Origin of the sequence: Metabacillus sp. FJAT-52054, assembly GCF_037201815.1 — a bacterium.
Classification (GTDB): domain Bacteria; phylum Bacillota; class Bacilli; order Bacillales; family Bacillaceae; genus Metabacillus_B; species Metabacillus_B sediminis.
The window spans coordinates 3,708,569-3,728,178 of the sequence record NZ_CP147407.1; the positions used below are offsets into that span (position 1 = coordinate 3,708,569).

The following is a 19,610-nucleotide window of genomic DNA, read 5'->3' on the forward strand; positions in this document are numbered from 1 at the left end:
GCATTTTGGTTCTTTCGACACGGTATGACCTAACTAAAAACCGGCTCTATTTGAAGAGCCGGTTCTCATCCATTACTTTTCGTTCATCAATTTTTCCATTTCATTCAATGTTTCCTCAAACACTTGCATCGCCTGATCAATCGGTTTGGATGTGGACATGTCCACTCCGGCACCCTTCAGGATGCTGATTGGATCGGAGGATCCGCCTGCAGTCAGGAAGTTATCCTTCACGCGCTTAACAGCCGGTGCGCCTTCGTCCGTGATTTGTTTGGACAGAGCCGTTGAAGCTGCGAAGCTTGTTGCGTATTGATATACGTAGAAATTGTAGTTATAGAAGTGAGGGATGCGCGCCCATTCCATTGGGATCTCTTCATCCGCCGCCATCGCTTTTCCGTAATACTTCTTATTGATGTCCCCGTAGACTTTCTTGTACGTTTCTGCGTTCAGCGCTTCGCCTTTTTGGTCCAGCTCATGAATCGCTTCTTCAAATTCAGCAAACTGGGTTTGACGGAATAGCGTCGTACGGAAGTTTTCAAGACGCTGATTCAGCAAGAACATTTTTTCTTCTTTTGTTTTGGCGTTTTTATATTCACTGTTCCAAAGCAATGCTTCATTCAGTGTGGAAGCAACTTCCGCAGTGAAGGTAGCATAGTTCGAGTTGAAATAGTTTTGCTTTTCGCTCGACATGTAAGAGTGTACAGCGTGACCTAATTCATGGGCAATCGTCGATACATCATCCTTCGTTCCCTGATAATTTAACAACAGGTATGGATGTGAACCGTAGGAACCCCATTGGTAAGCGCCCGTTGCTTTATCATCTGTAGAATAGACGTCAATCCAGCGCTGATCAAATGCTTTTTTCAATGTATTTACATAGTCTTCGCCCATTGGCTTCAGACCTTCGAGCACCATTTTCTCTGCATCTGCATATGGAATGTAGGTTTCGTCTGCTTCCACTATCGGTGTATAGATGTCGTACATATGAAGCTCATCGACTCCGAGCATTTTCTTCTTCAATTCCATATAGCGGTGCATTAAAGGCAGGCCTTTGTTAACGGAAGAAATCAGCTGATCATATACTTTTGACGGGACGTTGTTTGGCACAACAGCCGCTTCCAAAGCAGACTTATAATTTCTAACTTCAGCACCGATATTGTGGCTCTTCACCTGAGCCGTCAGTGTTTGCGAGAAGGAATCCTGGAACTTTCCAAGCGTTTGATAATATGCTTCATACGCTTGCTTACGAACATTGCGGTCCTTGCTTTCCATATAGGAAATGAAATTGGAACGTGTCAGCTGTACGTCCTTCCCGCTGGAGTCCTTGATCATCGGGAACTTCACATCTTTTGCAAGCATCGCATAAACGCCTGAACCCGTATCATTCAATGGAGATACCTTCGCAAGCAGCTCCTCTTCCTGCTTTGTGAGGGTGTGGTCTTTCGTGCGAATCATATCTTTAATGAAATATTTATAGGGAGCCGTCATTTTATTGCGCAGGAAACGCTCAATTTCTTTTTTTGGAATGCTGACGACTTCCGGCTTGAACCATGAAGTATTAGCTGAAACCTTCGCGGACATTTTTTCCGCACGGTCTGTCAAAGCCTGCAGAGACGAATTAGACTGGTTCACATCGAACGAAAGGTTTGCGTAAACATAGGCTTTATCGGAAATAACGGATAGCGCTGCATAGTCCTTTAATGCATTTGTAAGATTCAGAGCGGATTTCCCAATCTTGCCCTGGTGGTTCTTTTTGAACTTCGCAGACAGATCTTCGGCTTTCTTTACATCCGCTTCCCACGCTGCTTTGGATTTATACATATCTTCCAAATTCCATTTATACTCCACTGGAATTTCGTCGCGGTTTTTGTAATTCGGTTTCGCTTGCTCCTCGGCATGGGCAACCGGAGTGCTCAGGACGTTGTACGGTACCACTGCTGAAACGGCGATCGCAGCCGCTGCCACAGTTGTTATAAGCTGTTTTTTCATGAAAAGACCCTCCAAATTATGTATATTTTTCTATAACACCCTTATATTTCAACAAGAATTTACATTATTCCTTCTTTTCTGAAAAAATAGTTATTTGTTGTTGGAGTTTTTATTTAGGTTTCCTTTAAATGGGTGGAATTATTACAAACGGGGAGCGGGGTCTGTGCCTCACTCTGCTAAAGAACCAAAGCTCCGGCACCAACTCTCCAAACGGTTGGTATATCTGGCTCCGCGGTCCGCTTCCTCTGTCCCCGGCTGCGGTGAAGCATAACGGGACTGGCACCGTGCCAGTCCCCACATTCTCTGCCAAAATAAAGCTGTGGCACCGACTGTTCAATCCCTTGCCACATAAGACTTTAGTCTCCGCTCCCTCTGCCCCCACTTGCGGTGAAGCGGTTCGGGTCAGGCGCCCGCGTCAGCCTCAGCATAATCCAGCGCTTATCAGGGCCCGGCACTACCCCAATATACCCCCGCCTCCCTTGACCTCCCCCCAAAAATACGTTTAACTTGTACTATTGAAGAATTCTAAAACAGATAGGTGAATTGTATGTCCATTAATCGAAATGCCCCGTGCCCTTGCGGCAGCGGGAAAAAATATAAGAAGTGCTGTTTGTCGAAGGAGAATGTGGTTCAGCTGACTGAGGTGAAGCAGGATCGGTTCCTGCAGCAGAAGGAAGAGCTCGTCCGCAGAGTAAGCCGTTTCTTCCAAGAGCATTATAATCACGCCGAGATTCATTCCTTCCGTATGGAATTCAGAGAGAGAACACAGAATACTGTTCCCCGGCATATTGAAGATTCATTTTTTGAGTTCTATCTATACTTTCTGCGGAAGGCTGAGAATGGCAAACGGCCTATCGAGTGGTTTTATGAGGAGAACCACGCTCATTTGAACGCCGATGAGGAATTCATGCTGAGCACCTGGATTTCGCTGAATCCACGTTTGCTGCAGGCCATTGACCGCTCAGAGCACTCGGTTCTTTTTGAGGATCAGTTCACGGGAGAAACCTTCCCGGTTCCGCGTTCACCGGAGAATACGGGCGAGTTTATCCCTTGGTACGGGACGCTTTCCATGCTGGAGCCCTTTGAAAATCAATATTTGTTTAACGGCCTGAGAGCCTTCACCACTCCTCAAGGCATAAAGGCAGCCCTTTCCATGACGAAGGAGCTTATGGAGAAGGAAAATCTTCCTCATGAAGAAGTCCTGCTGCATTATTTCCCTGAGCTGATGGCAGAGATTGTTCAAAAGGAAAGCGAAAAGTCCGGGGATCAGTCCAAGGTGATTGAGCAGATTGAAGTAACCTATAAAGTGCTCAATGATCAAGCTCTTCTTGAGTTTTTCCATCATCACGATGAATTCCTCATTAACGAATGGGCAGAAGAGAAATCGGCCAGCTGGACCAGTGATTGGAAAACGTTCACGGACACCGAAATGAAGGGCTCGGCCCTCCTTGGCGATGTTTATGGAACGATAGAAGTGAGAAATGGGATTCTTTCCTTTACATGTATAGGCTCTGATTATGCAGAAGCCTTTAAACATACGATGAAGAAAACGGGTGTGGCGCTATCCTACATGGACCAGTCTTCCAAAGCGATTACCATTCCGTTTCATGCTGAAATCAGCAATATGGTGTTTCATTCTGAGGAGGCTTCTCCCGAGCAATTTGCACCAATTGCCCAGGCTTTCCTGAACATGGACCTGAATCAGAAGATTCCCGCTTATGATAACCTCTCCTTAAAAGAGATGTGCCAACAAGGACGGGAAGCGGATGCCGAACATTGGCTGAAAAACTATGAGCACAACTATTCGAAGCAAATGGAGGACGGAGATCTGACACCGGATTTCAATACGATCCGCAGGGAATTGGGTCTCCCTCTTTCTCCTTTCGTAACCGGAGGAGAGAAGCGGACATCTGCTCTCACACCTGCTTCCCCTCCTGGCAAAAGCAGCGGTGACCTCTTTGAGGAGGAAGATATCCCTTTCTATGAAGCATTGGGCTTCAGACCGGATACCATTCATACGTTTTTTGCTTCTGATTTAATGAATTTTTACCGTGAAAAATCCATGGGAAAGTCAGAAAACACCGTACGAAAATACCGCAACAACCTATTGGATCTTCGTGAAATACTGGAAGGTAAATCATTAAACAGCTGGAGTGACTGCAGCCAGACATTCTGGAACGATGTGTTCGGCAAGGACTTATTTGCCCTCTATACACAAACAAGCAAAACCCAGCTTAAGGAATTCGCAAGCACGATGAAGACTCTTGCGAAGTGGCTCGATGATCGAAATGGAACCAATCTTTCTGAGGATGTCGCAAAAGCGATTACGGAAACTGAATTTGTATAAGAAAGAAGCCCTCTTCCTTAACGGACAGAGGGTTTCTTTGCTATGTATTCACTGCCTGCACAAATGCTAATTCCAATGGCATATGCGGCTAAATCCGTCCAAAGGAAACCATACCCGAGAATCAAGCCTCCAAGAGACGTTCCCCTTATGTCATTGATCCAGGCGGCTTGATAGAGTTGGCTGCACTCTGTGAGCAGGCAGTAGAAACCGGCGGCTCCCACAATGACCGCTGTTTTTCTCCTATTAAAAAGAAAGGCAAAACCGACGAAAATCATCGCCGCCCATATGGCATCTCCGAGGTAGGTGTTGATGAATCCCGGAAGGAATGGAGACAGCCTTCTTGAATAGAGACCGAGTCCGACCATCAGAATAAGCAGGAGGCCGTAAAAAATTCGGGAACGATTCATTCTCCGGTTTCTTTCACGTACAGCACGTACACCCGGCGGTCCTGATCCATTTCCGCGCTGATCCGCTCATATTCCTTTCCTCTTATAGTAAGGAATGTTGAGTCCAGACGGGAAAAGACTTCTACATGGTCGAAGCATGAGATATACATAAATTCAGGACTTTCCTTGTATTCTTCATATAAGCGAATTTCAATTCCAAGCGGGCGGTCCTGTACAGCAGAGGGAAAGGGCTGCTCCTCTTTGTCCGGATTGAGATAAATAACGAACCGGTCCTGTTCAAGAGCGGTACTGGTTACCTCATAAACGGATCCTTCTATCACAAAATAATCGCAGCTTCGTCTGCAAAAAATCTGCATCGGATCGAGATCTTTAAAATGGTAGATTGCCGGAAAGTCATTCAGGGGATCATTCAGTCGGTATTCGAGTATACGGTGCATGGCTGACACATCCTTTTTACACTCTATTATATGGGAAAGTTTGTTTATTTTGAAAAAAACTGTGTTAAAATCGGTAAAGAATCCATTAGCTGCTAGGAGGTTCATTGTGAACAAAACAGAACATATGATGAAAAATGTGCTGCTTACGGCGACAGCCTCTGTTTTGGCGATTGGGATGTCAGGCTGTTCGTCACAGGACAGACCCCCTAAGCCTAAAGATAAATCATGTGATGATTGGGAATGGGATAATGACACGGAGACTTGGCAATGCGATGATGACACCAGTCCCCATTTCGGCTACTTTTTCTGGGGCGGATCTTTTTTTGCCAGTTCCAACGCTTTAAAAAAGAGTTCGTCCTATAAAAACTACATAAGCAAAGGCAAAACTGGAATCGGCAGCGGATCAAAGGGCGGCTTCGGCGGATAATGGAAGCTTTGCCGCGCATCCGCTATCCCCAGCATGAAAAAAAGCGCCAAAATTTCTATCAAACCATCCCTAGCTTTTGGCATGACCTGTTTGGAGAGCCTTATGCACTTTACGATATCAAAACAATAGGGATGGCTGAAGCACAGAGAATCCGGGAGGTAACCGAGCGAATCGCGGCCATCTATGATAAAACGGCCCCGCTTCTTCGATCTTTACCTGACGAGTCGATGCTCGAACTCGGCTTCCCGGAAGAATCCGTACCATTTCTGCGGTTAAATCCCTTGCAGAATGAAGGCGTGATCCGGCGGGTGGATCTTGTACAAACAAGCAGCGGCTGGAAGCATTTCGAGCTGAATGCCGATACCCCGACCTTTATTTATGAGCTTTTCCATGTAAACGGATGGGCTGCCAGGCATTTTGGATTGGAGGACCCGAACGAAGGCTGTGAAGAAGCGCTTCAGAACGCAATCCGACAGGCAGTTCGGGAGCTTTGGGATCAAGAGCAGGCGCCAAAGGTTGTGTTCACCGCCCATGCCGATCATGAAGAGGATTGGCATACCGCCGCTTATCTCGGCCGCCTTTTTGGATACCCTCATGAAATTGTGCCCATCCATGAACTCCAGCTGAAAGAAGGCGACGGAATTTACACCCCTGCTGGCGTAAAAATTGATGTGCTCTACAGGCAAACGTATCCGATTGAGCATCTCGTGAATGACCGGAGTGAAGACGGAACGGCCATTGGCATACAGCTGCTGAAGCTCGTTAAAGACGAAAGACTTGCCATCCTGAACCCGCTGTCCTCCTTTTTGCTTCAGTCCAAGGCAGTTCAGGCGCTCATCTGGGGATTGCATGAAAACGGGCACTCCTATTTCAGCGACACCGAGCACGAATGGATCGGACAGCATTTCCTTCCGACCTATCTGGAAAAAGAGCCATTCATTCAGAAAGAAAAAGCCTTCGTTGAGAAGCCCGCCTTCGGAAGAGAAGGCGATACCATAACGGTATTTGGGAGTGACGGAGCACCTTTAGCTGAAAACACACTGAAAACGTATAGCGATTCCCTTAAGGTTTATCAGGAGTATCAGGAGCTGCCGACCTCTGCCATCGAGACACCTTATGGTAAAGATCAGGCTCACCTGTTAGTCGGTTCATTTGTGATCGGAAAGAAAGCGGAAGCCTTCGGAATCAGAGCCGGAAGCGCCATTACAGGAAACGAGGCGTACTTTTTGCCAGCCGGAATCCGCACTTAATTTGCAATTAAAGGAGACGATTAAAATGGAAGCATTGTTCCATACTCTTACCTACCTTGTGATTGGCCTGGCAACTCTCCTTATCGGAGCTGTCCTGTTCAGCATCACAACCAAAATGAGTGAACGAAAGCAGATCTTGGAGGAGGCTAATACAGCCGCCGCCATCAAGCTCGGAGGCAAAATGCTCGGCCTCGCCATTGTTATCTGGGCCGCTGCCCAATACTCACTCAATGTAGTGGACTACTGCCTATGGAGCGTATTCGGCCTGGCCGCACAAATTTTATCTTACTGGATCGTTGAGCACCTTCTGTTTCCGAAAATCTCCCTTGCTAAAAAGGTGGAAGAAGGCAACAAAGCCGTCGCCATCCTGCTTTTCATGATTTCCGTTTCCGTCGGGCTGATTATTGCGGGCTCGCTTTCTTATGATGCGGTTTATGAGATGCTGCAGAATCAGTGATATTACATGTTCAAAAGGAAAGGACCGCTGTCTCCTTTCCTTTTTTCTATTAAGCCGATTTAAATCCAACCCATAAAAGGATGAAAATTTTGAACGAAATTATAGGAAAAACGCTGTTTTTAATAGGCAGTCTTTTAATTCTTCATTTTCTGTACAGTCTATTATTCCTTCTAAGCAAACGCGCCGGAAAAGGACTCTACAATTGGCTGACGATGGATAATTGTCTGCTTGAGCTGCTTTCTTTTCCCTTATTTACTCCTGTTTACTTCGTTGCGACTAAAATATACGATCGATTCAACTGGTTGATCGCAAGACTGTTCATTTTGCTATATGCGATTCTTTTATTTTCGTTAGCTATTGCCTGTTTTGTATTAGGCGCACCGTGATGCCCTATTTTTTCTTTTTCTCCTGTAAATTGATATGCTAAATAGAAATGAAGCTTGGAGGATTGAAAATGAGCCCTTACAAAGTCCTGTTCCTCGATATCGACGGAACCATCGTAAAACCGGACAACACCATTGATGAGTCAACAAAGATCGCCATTGCCCAAGTTCAGGAAAAAGGGCTGACCGTTGTCCTTGCAACAGGAAGGCCACTTCATGAAATTTCGCCTATTGCTGAGGAGCTGAAGGTCACGTCTTACATCGGCTACAACGGAGCCTATGCCATCCATAACCGCCAGGATGTCTTTAAGTGGGCAATGAATCAAGAAGACGTTCAGTACTTTATCGACACTGCCCAAAGCAAAGGACATGAGCTTGTCCTCTATACTCATGATAAAAACCTCTTCACCTCACCTGACTCACCTAGAACAAAGCAATTCATGGAGAAATTGCACTTAACGAAAAATGAAGCCTTAACAGAAGCATGCCCGGAAGGAATTTTAGGGATCACGGTCATCACAGACAGCCATCAGGGGTCCATTCACTATCAAACCGATCACATTCATCTGTCTCAGGTAAATGTCGAGGAGCTTTACCATTGCTTTGATGTGATAAGAGAGGATGTTAACAAGGGCGTCGGAGTGAAGCATTTTCTTGATCAGTTAAATGTGCCGGCCGCGTCCTCTATAGCTTTCGGCGACGGGATGAATGATAAGGAAATGCTGTCTGCTGTTGGAGAAGGCTTTGCGATGGGGAATGCTCATCCGGATTTGTTTTCGTATGCGAAGCATCGGACGACGAGTGTAAATGAAGCGGGGGTTTCCAACGGTCTTAAGAGTTTAGGATTGTTGGATTAAAAAACCCATCCTGCCCACTGCTGCGGGAAGGATGGGGCTCAAGGAACCAGCCTGGCAAAAATCACAAGTCTGCTCGTCGGGTTTTCAACCGGGTCGCACGTTATAAGGGTTAACGTTTGCCCCTCCCCCTGCTTTTCCAAAACGCTTGTATCAGATGGAGGAACAATTGTCTTTTTATAAACAGTAAACAAAAGATTTTTCTGTTCCGTTTCTACTGAGATCATATCGCCATCCTTCAGTTCATTAAGCCGGTTGAATTTTCTCCCAAATGTGCGGCTGCGATGCGCGGCAATAGCCGCATTTCCCTCCTCGCCAAGTGCGGCCGTGCCAGTAATGTGACCGGCGGCTGCCTTCAAATTCTCCTGCCCCGCTCCCTCTACAATGGGAAGCTCCAGATTTATTTTTTCAATTACGAGACTGCCTGCTATTTTTATAGTGGTAGAAGCCTTTACACTTTCATACTGATCCAAATCCGCCAGTTCCCTTTTTGCTTCCTTCCATTGGGATAGAAGATGCTCCTCCTGAACCTTTGAATGCCAGGAAACCCATTGCGGTGAAATGGCCGTTGCGAACCCGGATAGGATTAAAACAAGAGAGAGGATTCTTCTCATCCGCCCAGTTTAGGAAGGGCATTCTTTTTATAGAAGAACAAACCAAATCCCAGTGTCATCAATAAGATTCCTGTAAAGACAATCATTACAGGGCTCTCTTCACCCGTTTTAGGAAGACCAGATTGAGCATTGCCGTTCGATGCTGTATTTACTCCGCCTACTTGGTCTTGGTCCGATGCAGGCGGCACCAGATCTGCTGCTTGGAAGGAAAATACCGCCTCAGTCCGCAGTTTTTGATATTCATTTCCTGCACTTATTGGAAATTGAACCGTAATAACGAACGTTTCTTCCTGCCCTTTTTCCAGCAATCTTGGGTTAACCAACTTGAAGCTTTTTAATGGACCGCTGTACAGGGTTTCTCCCTGGCTGCTGATCTTTACATCTAAAACATTATAAAATTTATCTGATCCTGAATTTTTTTTGACCGACATGTGATATTGGAAGGCTTGCTTTCCTTCATTCTTTACAACGATTTTCCGGGTGGACCAATCTCCAGGTTTTAAATTACTCAATGAGAATAAATAAGGATTTGGGTTAACAGAAAGGCTGATTTCTGAAGGCTCTGAAGCTGCACTGGCTTTCTTTACAGGAACCATAGGAGCCATACTAAAAAGGAAAATGATGATTGCAGCAAACCACTTAATAAAAACCGAAAATAACTTCATTGGAATCCTCCCTTATCCCTTCGTTTTCTCAATAAAGAACATTAAAGTTATTATAATCCCGTTTTTGTTTTTTATAAAGTACTATCCTTCAACAAATTTCTAGTTTTTCTTTCCGATTGAAACCGCTCTGCTGCAGAAAAACACGATAAATTTTATGGATATCAGGTGAATTAGTACTGATGTATATAAAAATATTCCTAGAGTTATATTTTCATCTAAAAACGACAGATTTCTTCAGGTAACTGCTTATTCACGAGGAAAAATATAAGATTTTTAAAAAATCAATATTTTCTAATAAATGATAGGATAAAACCTGTAAGAAGCATCTTATGGCAAAGGAGGTACTACATATGAAAATCGTTGTTCGTAAATCCGAGAAATTGGCTCCTACTCAGTACAGACCGCCTCATACTTCTTAATCGAATAAAAAAGTGAATAAAGAAGATAGACCATTCTATTCACTAGATATGGTCTATTCTTACTTCAAATAAAATCACCCGCGGCCTTTGCCGCTTAGACATAGAGGGAGGCAACGAAGATGAACCCTGCCATAAAGAAGACACTGCTGCCGATTATTCAAAAGGAAGGCTGTATTGAAATCACTCTCAATTATGTAGCGACAGACATTGAGGATCCGGATGGAGGAATCTATCAATTATGCAGGCTGCTGGATGGAGACCATTCAATCGACGAAATTTCGTCGAAACTCTCCCTTTCAAAGGAAGAGGTAGCAGATGCGATTGAGTCCCTGAACAGCCTTGGATTTGTTGAATATGAGTACCAGCCTCCCCATTATACAAAGACGGAACTTGAGCGCTACCGGTCAAATTTGAACTATTTTTCCGGATTCTCAAGCCTGGATGTGAGCAAGTATGAAATACAGAATCGTTTACGGGACAAGAAGGCTGTGGTTCTCGGGTTAGGCGGAGGGAGCCTTGCTGCTTCTTTTCTTGCAGGTATGGGCATTGGCGAAATCGTCGGAGTGGACTTTGACATTGTGGAGCGCTCCAACTTGAATCGGCAGTGTCTATATAATGAAGAAGATATTGGACGGTTAAAGACGGACGCGGCCCGGGAAAAAGTACTGAAGATCAATCCTGAAATCAGCATGACTGTCCATGATCTGGAGATAAGCTCTTACATGGACCTGCTTCCTATTCTTGAAGGGGCGGATGTCGTCATTAATATGATTGACCAGCCGGCTATCAGTTCCTTGCGATGGGTCAGTGCCGCTTGTATAAAGCTGAATATTCCTTATTATAGCGGGGGAGTCAACCACCAAATCGTCCAGCTTGACCGGGTCATTCCTGCTAATGGGGATCCTTGCTATGATTGTATGCTGATTCATACCATGTCGCTGCACCGGGATTCCGTTTACCGTCTGAAGGAAAGCTACGGAAAGATTTTTTCGAACGTCAACACCGGGTTTGGCCCGAACGTATCATTATTAACCGGACTTATGATGACAGATGCAGCTAAGCTTCTTACCGGCATCTCTCCTGTATCCAAACCGATGCTGACAATGGATCTCTCAGATTTAACACTTGAACAGAGTGAGTTCGGAACAGGAAGGCTTGCCTGCTGTCCGACGTGCTCAGGCTCATTTGAACAGCTGGCTTCATTTGAGGAGCTTCAAAAGCTGGCAGAACGGGAATTGACAGAAGCATGAGCAGAGCGCTTACCCTTCAATCCATTGTCGACTGCTCCCACCTTTCCATCCAGCCGGAAGGAGATGAATTTTCCATTGGGGATTCATCTATTGGGGAATTCCTGCGGGTTCCTGAAGTCGCCGTTGATGTTGTGAGGCTTCTGGACGGAAAGAATACCTTGCTGCAGGTGAAAGAGAAAATTGACCGTAAATACGGAGAAGATGTGGACGTCCTTGATTTTGTCGAGATGTTGAAAGATTGCGATTTGATTTATAAAATCGATTCAGAGGTGCTGAACGATTCTTTTCGTAAAGAAGTTAATCCTGTCCTATTCAGATTAGGCAGCCTGTTCTTCAGCAAGACAGCCAACCTTTTGTATGCGGTTTCTTTTGCAGCCCTTATTCTTTTACTCATTCTCTATCCATCTCTCATCCCTACATTCCGGGATATGTTTGTATTTGAGCCAGTCGGATTGAGCGGATTGATTTTCCTTGTAGTAGGCTGGGGCCTTACGCTGATTCACGAATTCGCCCATCTGCTTGCCGCCTCCAAAGAAAAAGTCCATTCGAAGATAAGGCTCAATTTAAGAATGATTTTCCTCGTTGCTGAAACCGATATGACAGGGCTTTGGGGAAAGCCTAAGAAAAACCGCTATGTTCCATTTTTAGCCGGCATGGCCTGGAATACCGTCATTGCCCTCGGATGCTTTGCGGTTCAGCTGCTCTCTTCTTCAGAACTGGTGATTTCTTTCGCAAGAATGATTGCACTGACAACCTTATATGGATTTGTATGGCAATTCATTATTTTCCTCCGAACAGACATTTATTATGTCATTTCGAATTGGAAAAATACATCTGCTATGCATGAACACAGTCTCATGTTTTTACGGAAAACTGTTCTCCGGAAAGAACCGGCAGAATGGGCATCCCTTCCGCTTCATGAAAAGAACAACGCAAAATGGTTTGGTGTCCTTTATATCATCGGAGGCTTTGTATCTGTGACCTTAACCCTTTATCTTCAAGTTCCTGCCCTTTGGTATACCCTTTCTTATGCAATCCGCTCGCTAAGCACCTACACCTACAGCTCCTACTATTTCTGGGACAGCCTGATGGTCATAAGCGTTGGTGCCATCGAGCTGGTCATCTGGCTGATTGGATTAAAAAATGCACGAAAAGAACGGATTGCGCAGCGAAACAATCCCGCCAATCGGGAGCAGGAAGCTATATGAATACTGTTTTTCAGCCGAAATAAAGCAAGAGATTCTTGCTTTATTTTTTTACAACCCATTCTGAACATACCCTTCCCTGTCCTTTGCAGCTAAGAGTCCCTGTTATGTTTAAGAAAGAAAGGAAAACAAATGGACTTTTCAAAAATCGGTAAAGAAATCTATTTCCTGAGAAAGGCCATCGGCATGTCTCAAAAAGAGCTTGCAGCAGGCATTTGTTCTCAAGCTCAAGTCAGCAAAATCGAAAAAGGCGATGTGTATCCGTATGCTCCTACCCTCTACCTCATTGCCCAAAGGCTTGGAGTGGACGTCAGTTATTTCTTCAATATAGCCACTACTTCAAATTATCATTATGTTCTAGAAGTAGAGTCACAGTTAACTGCATTAAGACGTGAAGAGAAATACAAAGAGATTCAAAAGCTCGTACAGACTGAGAAAAAAAATCCTCTTTACAAAACCACCCCTTCCTATCAGCAGCTGCTTATTTGGCACGATGCCATCGGGCTGTTTAATATCGCCCAAAAGCAGAAAGAGGCGATCGCTATGCTTGATCAAGCCATCTCCCTCACAAGCTTCACATCCAAAACCATGACCGAACGCGAAATGGAAATCCTCAACACGAAATGCGTCTTTCTGCTTGAATTGGAGGATTACAAACAGCTGGCACAGCAGCACCAAACCATTATTCAGCACCTCGAACGCGTGCCAAATCTGACAGATAAAACACTTAAAACAAGAATCTACTTCAACTGCGCCAAAGCAAAATTCAAGCTCGAAAACCACCATGACTCGATTCAGCTCTGCCATAAAGCCATTCAATGGTGTTTGAGTGCCTACTCTCTTTATCTTCTGCCGGAACTTCACTATTTAATGGGCCAAAACTACAACTGTTTAAACGACTCTTATCAGGCAGCCAGCTATTTTAAAAAAGCCCGGGATTATTTTGAGCTGCTGGGAAAGGGCGGATGCAGGATCATCCCTGAAAAAGACTTAGAGAACTCCGGCAGAAAGGAACAGCCTGGACGGTAGACGATCAAGTTCTACTAAACTCAAAAAACCCGTTGGCCGAAAATGGCCAGCGGGTTTTCTTCTCTCAAACTTTTAAGCCACTTCCTCACCCAGTATCACTTCAAGATCCTCCGCTGAAATAGGCCTGCTAAAGTAGTAGCCTTGTGCTTCGTTGCAGTTTTTTGTCTCCAGGAATTGAAGCTGCTCCTCTGTTTCAACGCCTTCTGCAATCACCTTAAGATTCAGGTTGTGTGCCATGTTGATGATGGTGTCGACGAGGGAAGCGTCCTTTGGATCCGTGTAGATGTTTCTAGTAAACGTTTGGTCGATTTTGAGCGTATTGATGGGGAAAGTTTTCAGGTAGCTCAAGGACGAATAGCCGGTTCCGAAGTCGTCGATCGATAGGTGAATCCCCATATCCCTAAGCTGCTGCATTTTATGGACAGCTTGATTGGAGTCCTGAATGATGCTCTCCGTTAATTCGAGCTCGAGAAAACTTGGATGAAGACCTGTTTTCGTTAACGTGTCTCTAACCATTTCGACGAGGTTGCTTTGCTGAAATTGGCGGGATGAGATGTTAACGGCCATACGGAGCGGCTGATAGCCGTTCTGCTGCCACGTCTTATTTTGAAGACATGCCTCGTGGAGCACCCATTCACCGATTGGAAGGATCAGCCCGGTTTCTTCTGCAATCGGAATAAATTCGGCAGGGGAAATGACGCCCCATTCGGGATGATGCCAGCGGAGCAGCGCTTCTACCCCAATGATTTTCCCGGTCGCTACTTCCACCTGCGGCTGGTAAACCACTCTAAATTCATTTTGTTTCAAGGCTTTCCGCATTCCGTTTTCAAGCTGCATTTTCTTTGAAACGATTTCGTTCATACTCGGGGCATAGAACTGGAAGTTGTTTTTCCCATCTTCCTTGACCCGGTACATTGCGGTATCCGCATTCTTGACTAAACTATCAATGTCCCGGCCATCTACCGGATACATGGCAATCCCGATTGACGGGGTGACAAACAGCTCAATGTCCTTGATTGTGATGGACCGACTGAACAAATCGATGACCGTTTGGGCTTTTTTCGTCACCTCAGCCGTGCTTGTATGGGGCAGCAGTATGATGAACTCATCCCCGCCTTGCCGGCTGACCGTGTCTGACTTATCAAGGGAGGCTTTAATTCGCTTCGCCACCTCAATTAACAGCTGATCTCCGGCGTCATGGCCTAACGTATCGTTGATGTTTTTAAAGCGATCCAAATCCATAAACATGATGCCGATTTGCTGCTGATTGGCGTCCGCCTGATTCATTGCTGAAGAAAGCCGGTCATTCAAAAGCAGGCGGTTCGGCAAATCCGTCAAGGCATCCCGGTAGACCATTTGGTTGATTTTCATTTCGGTTTTTTTGCGCTCCGTAATGTCGCGGATGATGCTGCTGAAATAAATCTCTTGATCTTCCTTCCAGGACGCTAACGAAAGCTCAATTGGGAATTCATTCCCGTTTTTATTCAGTCCTTCAAGCTCCACGGTTTGGCCGACCACCCGCTCTTCTTCTGTGGAAATGTAGCGGTCCATTCCCCGTTGATGCGCCTCTTTAAATTTGTCCGGAATGATCATTTGAAGCTTTTGTCCGGTGACTTCTAATTCCTTGTAGCCGAACATTTTCTCGGCTCCCTGATTCCATGAAATGATGACACCCCTTGAGTCCGCTAAAATGATTGCATCATTCGCTGATTCAAAGACAGAACGGAATTTTCTTTCTGATTGGATGGATTGATGTTCAAACCGCTGATCCACAAACATACTAATGAACACAATGCCGAAGATTACCAGCATACAAAATGCAATGGAATAGGCCAATAGCGTATTATCAATAGCTGCTTCCTTCGACATGATATGATGAGAGTGCGGAGTGAATTTCGCGGCGGCCATTCCGGTATAATGCATCCCGGCAATCGCGATTCCCATGATCAGGGCACTTCCGGCCTTGATCCGCCAAATACCTGGTTTTCGGTGATTTTGACTGACAAACTGCAGCAAATACAGAGCCACAACCGATGTGATAAATGCAATGATAGCAGAAAGCCCCCATATTACTGGATCATATTGAATAGTAGCTGCCATCTTCATTGCCGCCATCCCGGTGTAATGCATGCAAACAATCCCAATCGCCATAAGCAGAGCAGATACGATAATTCTTATCGTTCCTGCAGCCGTCTTTCTGCTAATCACATACAGCGCCAAACCGGAAGCAATAATCGCAGGAATGATCGATATGACCACAATCTGATAATCATACGAAACCGGCATCGATAAATGAAGTGCGAGCATGGCAACAAAGTGCATGGCCCAAATTCCCAGGCCCATCGCAAAAGCTCCCGACGAAAGCCAGATATACCGCGCAAGTGGCTTCGCTTTATTGATCTTAATACTGACATCAAGCGCAGCAAACGAAGCGGTCACAGCAATGATAATGGAAAGGATAACGAGTGGAATGTTGTACATGATTGATGCGTGTTCCATTTATGGTTGGATCTCCTTATTGAGCGATTTTAATAGAGGTTTTCTTTCTATGTATATCGGTTGGTGGAAGGGGATTATTGATAGGGTGGGGAGAGTTGGGGGAGTGAGGTTATTTAAATAGATTCTGCAGAATGTCTACTCGCAGGACCTTTTAAAATAATCAAACCTCTCATAAATTCGTCTGTTGATTTCCGTTTCGGGCAATCGCTTAGTCGGACATTATGGGACGTCAGGTATTTATTTGAAAACGCAAACAAATTAACTCTATACCCCCATAAGACGGAAAAAGCAGCATGAGTAACGTCCTGATGCTTCCTCTATCAGGAAATTTAGGTGCCTTCATAAATAGAAAAGGCCCCTCAAAGATTTCTCTTCAGGAGCTTTTCAGCTTGATTATCCAGCAACTTTTATTGATACGGTCTTGCTTTTGTTCCCGGATGGATCAACGGAATATACCGATATAGAGGTACCTTTTTTCTGCTTTTGAATGGCCAATGAAAAACTGCCATTTATTGATTGCGCTTTATATGTCCTGCCATTAATTGCGATGTAATTGATCGTCCCTGTTTCTGCATTTCCGGCCACCTTAACGGAAGCTGTGTTCAGTTGCTTGAGAACCGGTGCAGGCGGGGGAGTTTTATCAGTTACTTTCGTGCTTACACTTGAGCTTTTGTGTCCAGCCGCGTCCATGCAATAAACCGAAATCGGGGTGCTCGCCATTTGCTTTTGGATGGCTAATGAAAACACTCCGTTTTTTGCAGTTGTTTTGTAGGTTTTTTCATTGATTTTAATGTAGACAGTTGAATCTTTCTCAACTTTACCTGTCACTGCAGTACTCTCAGTTGTGACCGGTGCAAGTACAGGTTGGGCCGGGGCTTTTGTATCAGAAATTTTTACTGTCTTCTCTTTACTCATGTTTCCAGCACGGTCAATGGCTTTTGCATATAGGAGCTGGCCGCCTTTGAGAGCCGTGAGCCTGGCTTGAAACTTGCCGTTTTGATCAGCCTGAATGGTTTTCATTTCTGTCCCTGTGTGTATTTTCACAGTCGCAAATCTTTCCGTCTCTCCCTCCACAATCGGGGCAGAGTCTGTAACCGGCTTAATGATTGGAGCTTCGGGGGCAACTGTATCTCTTAATACATATTCCTCATCTTCTTCGTCAGAAGCTGACACCCATACTCGAGAATTGGCCGTCAGAGGCTTATCCAGATAAAGAGAGAAGGCCCCAGCAGAATTGGATACAGTACGGTATTGCACTTTGTCGTAGTGCACAAAAATTTCTTGATTTGGTTCATACGTTCCCGTTACGTAATAATTTGAATCATAAAGAGGATCAACAGCGATCCGATTGTGATCCTGCGGTTTTACGTGTACGTTCATTTTCGCAGAAAAGCCTTTGTACTCAGCATATAGGATCGTACTGCCTGATTTCTTGGCCCATAATTTATTGTTTTCATCTACTTCAATAATATTGCTGTCACCGACCCGAAGCTTTACATCACCCGGCATAATCTGCTCTTCTGATCCAGATGGGCTTATCCACTTCATCCCATAATACGTGGATCGCGCTTCCTTCATAATTAAGATAGGATCTTCAAAACGCAGAGATTCACCGGTTCGTTTTTGAAGGGGGTAATCATAGACCTCAACATAAGCATAACCGGAGTTGTTAAGCACGGTTTCCCTAGCTATTTTATTGGTTTTAGAGAAACTCATAAACATCGCCCTGCCGGCATCTGAAGATTTAATCGTATTTTCGAGCTTTCCGGACATGGCATGATAAAACTGAATTCCATCGTAGCCAACTGTATAAACCTGCTTGCTGTCCGGTGTGAATCCAACTTCCAACCACCGTGTATCATTCCCGGCTAAAAGAACGTTCTTATAACGCGAAGCATCCGTTGGAAGAATGGAGTATTCATTTTCAGCATCTAATAAAATCATATTCTCATGTTTTTCACTGCTGATGAGGACAAGCCTCTTCCCGTCAGGACTATAAGCAATATCCCAAATTGCATGAAAGTTATTCTTCGCATCAAATGGATTTGTAACTTTATAAAGACTTTTACCCGTATCATAATTGATAATCTCTACATCTTTATTATAGGTAATCGCAACAAGCGGTTTTGAAGGATGAAGGGAGACTTCCATGTTTTCTACACTCTTCCCATAATCTTCTGAAAGGAGAACTTCCTTCGTTTCAAGATCCGTAATAGTCAGGATATGCTTGGAATAAATATCATCCGCATCCCCGCTTACAGAGGCAACGATGCTTTCATTGAAAGAAACCGAACTGAAATCGCCCCAGACGATGGGAAGCTCGAACAGCGGCTCCCCATTCGAACCATCTCTTACTATTGTCTGGTCACCACTTGAGATAAGGTACTTTCCGTTATCTGTAAAATAGTCCAAGAAATATTTATCAGTTCTTTCTGCTAACTTTTTAACCATTTGTCCAGTTTCAATATTATAAAGAACATGATCGGTAACGAGCAGTTTTCCGTTGGGATGCAAAACGGGAGAGGATCCCTCTGCGGCAAACAACGGCTTATATTCGTCACTCATGATATAACTGGCAGCCTGAGAATTTCCGGGTATCAGCAATAAGGCACTCAAGGGAAGCAGCAGCCATTTTGATTTTATGAACTTAAACATTCTATTCCCCAATCTAATTAGTTATTTATATGCAGGACTTTCCTAATGAATATATCATGGAATCTTACCATTTTCATCAAAAATAATGACTTACATTACACGTGAGAAGTGAATTAAACGGCACTGGGGATCAATAGCATGCATTTAGTGAAAAGAGGATCCAGTGTGAGAATTAGTACAGCCAAAACCTTGCATCATCTTCAAACCCCAAACTGCTTCAAATGATGATCAAGGTGCTTATAGATCCCTTTTCCCCATTGGTCTGGAGTCAATTTGCCGAAAAAGGGATGGATGGCGGCTGGATATTTTTCTGGTCCATCTTTCTGGTGCGTTCTTATTTTTTGTTTCAGTTTTTCCTTTTCTGTTTCAAATTCCTTTTCATCATTAACCATAATCTCAGGAATGGTGGACATGTTCTGAGGCAGCGGCTTCTCGTTGTAAAAGATCGGTTTAACAAAGCGCCCTATTATCATTCCCAGCCGGCTTCTTGGAGAGGATAAGTGACCCATGGCCAGGTCCTGAAAAGAGGAGCAGTGCGCAAGCATTTGAGCAGCATTCATCTGCCCCCATTCCGGTCTTAAGTCCGCTTTCAAGTGGTCAATCCGGGTTAAGATTTCTTCTGAAGCTGGTAAATGGTATATATTTTTCATTAGATATCCCCCTCTTGGTATTAACAAGTTATGGATAAGTTCTATTTAAATTCTCTTAACCCTCTTTAAAAGAATA

The 19,610-nt window shown here is 44.6% G+C and carries 17 protein-coding genes; 9 read left to right on the top strand and 8 right to left on the bottom strand.

Features of this window, described 5'->3' with window-relative positions; genetic code table 11:
- Positions 1-72 precede the first annotated feature (72 nt).
- Complete coding sequence (gene pepF / locus WCV65_RS19180; protein ID WP_338778740.1) at positions 73-1,986, bottom strand: oligoendopeptidase F; 1,914 nt, start codon at positions 1,984-1,986, stop codon at positions 73-75.
- 547 nt (positions 1,987-2,533) lie between these two features.
- Between pepF and WCV65_RS19185 the strand changes: the two genes are divergently transcribed.
- Positions 2,534-4,333, top strand: coding sequence for an SEC-C domain-containing protein (locus tag WCV65_RS19185; protein WP_338778741.1), 1,800 nt, complete (start codon positions 2,534-2,536; stop codon positions 4,331-4,333).
- 17 nt (positions 4,334-4,350) lie between these two features.
- Here the strand turns inward: WCV65_RS19185 and WCV65_RS19190 are convergent, their stop codons facing one another.
- Both WCV65_RS19190 and WCV65_RS19195 read right to left on the bottom strand, forming a co-directional pair.
- Positions 4,351-4,740, bottom strand: a complete 390-nt coding sequence (locus WCV65_RS19190) for a DUF2809 domain-containing protein (protein ID WP_338778742.1) — start codon at positions 4,738-4,740, stop codon at positions 4,351-4,353.
- On the bottom strand, positions 4,737-5,177 hold the full coding sequence (locus WCV65_RS19195) for a hypothetical protein (RefSeq protein WP_338778743.1): 441 nt from the start codon (positions 5,175-5,177) through the stop codon (positions 4,737-4,739). Before WCV65_RS19195 ends, WCV65_RS19190 begins: the two co-directional genes overlap by 4 nt.
- Before the next feature lie 106 nt (positions 5,178-5,283).
- On the opposite strand from WCV65_RS19195, the gene WCV65_RS19200 reads away from it, so the two are divergent.
- The 5 genes from WCV65_RS19200 to WCV65_RS19220 all read left to right on the top strand — a co-directional run bounded on the left by WCV65_RS19200 (position 5,284) and on the right by WCV65_RS19220 (position 8,551).
- Entirely contained in the window at positions 5,284-5,604 is a 321-nt protein-coding gene (locus tag WCV65_RS19200) for a hypothetical protein (RefSeq protein ID WP_338778744.1), read from the top strand.
- On the top strand, positions 5,604-6,854 hold the full coding sequence (locus WCV65_RS19205) for a glutathionylspermidine synthase family protein (protein ID WP_338778745.1): 1,251 nt from the start codon (positions 5,604-5,606) through the stop codon (positions 6,852-6,854). The genes WCV65_RS19200 and WCV65_RS19205 overlap by 1 nt, the downstream gene beginning before the upstream one ends.
- A 25-nt stretch (positions 6,855-6,879) precedes the next feature.
- Positions 6,880-7,311 (top strand): DUF350 domain-containing protein, encoded by a 432-nt coding sequence (locus WCV65_RS19210; protein ID WP_338778746.1) that lies wholly within the window; start codon positions 6,880-6,882, stop codon positions 7,309-7,311.
- Positions 7,312-7,400: 89 nt separating this feature from the next.
- Entirely contained in the window at positions 7,401-7,697 is a 297-nt protein-coding gene (locus tag WCV65_RS19215; RefSeq protein ID WP_338778747.1) for a hypothetical protein, read from the top strand.
- A 68-nt stretch (positions 7,698-7,765) separates the two neighbouring features.
- Positions 7,766-8,551 carry an HAD family hydrolase gene (locus tag WCV65_RS19220; protein ID WP_338778748.1) on the top strand — a complete coding sequence of 262 codons (786 nt, stop codon included), beginning with the start codon at positions 7,766-7,768 and terminating at the stop codon, positions 8,549-8,551.
- Positions 8,552-8,589: 38 nt separating this feature from the next.
- Here WCV65_RS19220 and WCV65_RS19225 read toward each other — a convergent pair whose 3' ends face one another.
- Both WCV65_RS19225 and WCV65_RS19230 read right to left on the bottom strand, forming a co-directional pair.
- Positions 8,590-9,162: a class D sortase gene (locus tag WCV65_RS19225; RefSeq protein ID WP_338778749.1), complete on the bottom strand. Its 573-nt coding sequence runs from the start codon at positions 9,160-9,162 to the stop codon at positions 8,590-8,592.
- Positions 9,159-9,827, bottom strand: a complete 669-nt coding sequence (locus WCV65_RS19230; RefSeq protein WP_338778750.1) for an LPXTG cell wall anchor domain-containing protein — start codon at positions 9,825-9,827, stop codon at positions 9,159-9,161. The genes WCV65_RS19225 and WCV65_RS19230 overlap by 4 nt, the downstream gene beginning before the upstream one ends.
- Before the next feature lie 538 nt (positions 9,828-10,365).
- Between WCV65_RS19230 and WCV65_RS19235 the strand changes: the two genes are divergently transcribed.
- The 3 genes from WCV65_RS19235 to WCV65_RS19245 all read left to right on the top strand — a co-directional run bounded on the left by WCV65_RS19235 (position 10,366) and on the right by WCV65_RS19245 (position 13,730).
- On the top strand, positions 10,366-11,496 hold the full coding sequence (locus WCV65_RS19235; RefSeq protein WP_338778751.1) for a ThiF family adenylyltransferase: 1,131 nt from the start codon (positions 10,366-10,368) through the stop codon (positions 11,494-11,496).
- A complete protein-coding gene (locus WCV65_RS19240) occupies positions 11,493-12,704 on the top strand; it encodes a PqqD family protein (RefSeq protein ID WP_338778753.1) in 1,212 nt (403 codons plus the stop codon). The genes WCV65_RS19235 and WCV65_RS19240 overlap by 4 nt, the downstream gene beginning before the upstream one ends.
- A gap of 129 nt (positions 12,705-12,833) precedes the next feature.
- Positions 12,834-13,730, top strand: coding sequence for a helix-turn-helix domain-containing protein (locus WCV65_RS19245; protein WP_338778755.1), 897 nt, complete (start codon positions 12,834-12,836; stop codon positions 13,728-13,730).
- 72 nt (positions 13,731-13,802) lie between these two features.
- Here the strand turns inward: WCV65_RS19245 and WCV65_RS19250 are convergent, their stop codons facing one another.
- The 3 genes from WCV65_RS19250 to WCV65_RS19260 all read right to left on the bottom strand — a co-directional run bounded on the left by WCV65_RS19250 (position 13,803) and on the right by WCV65_RS19260 (position 19,534).
- Positions 13,803-16,229 (bottom strand): EAL domain-containing protein, encoded by a 2,427-nt coding sequence (locus tag WCV65_RS19250; RefSeq protein ID WP_338778756.1) that lies wholly within the window; start codon positions 16,227-16,229, stop codon positions 13,803-13,805.
- A gap of 393 nt (positions 16,230-16,622) precedes the next feature.
- Positions 16,623-18,884 carry an Ig-like domain-containing protein gene (locus tag WCV65_RS19255; RefSeq protein WP_338778757.1) on the bottom strand — a complete coding sequence of 754 codons (2,262 nt, stop codon included), beginning with the start codon at positions 18,882-18,884 and terminating at the stop codon, positions 16,623-16,625.
- 200 nt (positions 18,885-19,084) lie between these two features.
- Positions 19,085-19,534: a DUF1569 domain-containing protein gene (locus WCV65_RS19260; protein ID WP_338778759.1), complete on the bottom strand. Its 450-nt coding sequence runs from the start codon at positions 19,532-19,534 to the stop codon at positions 19,085-19,087.
- Positions 19,535-19,610 lie beyond the last annotated feature (76 nt).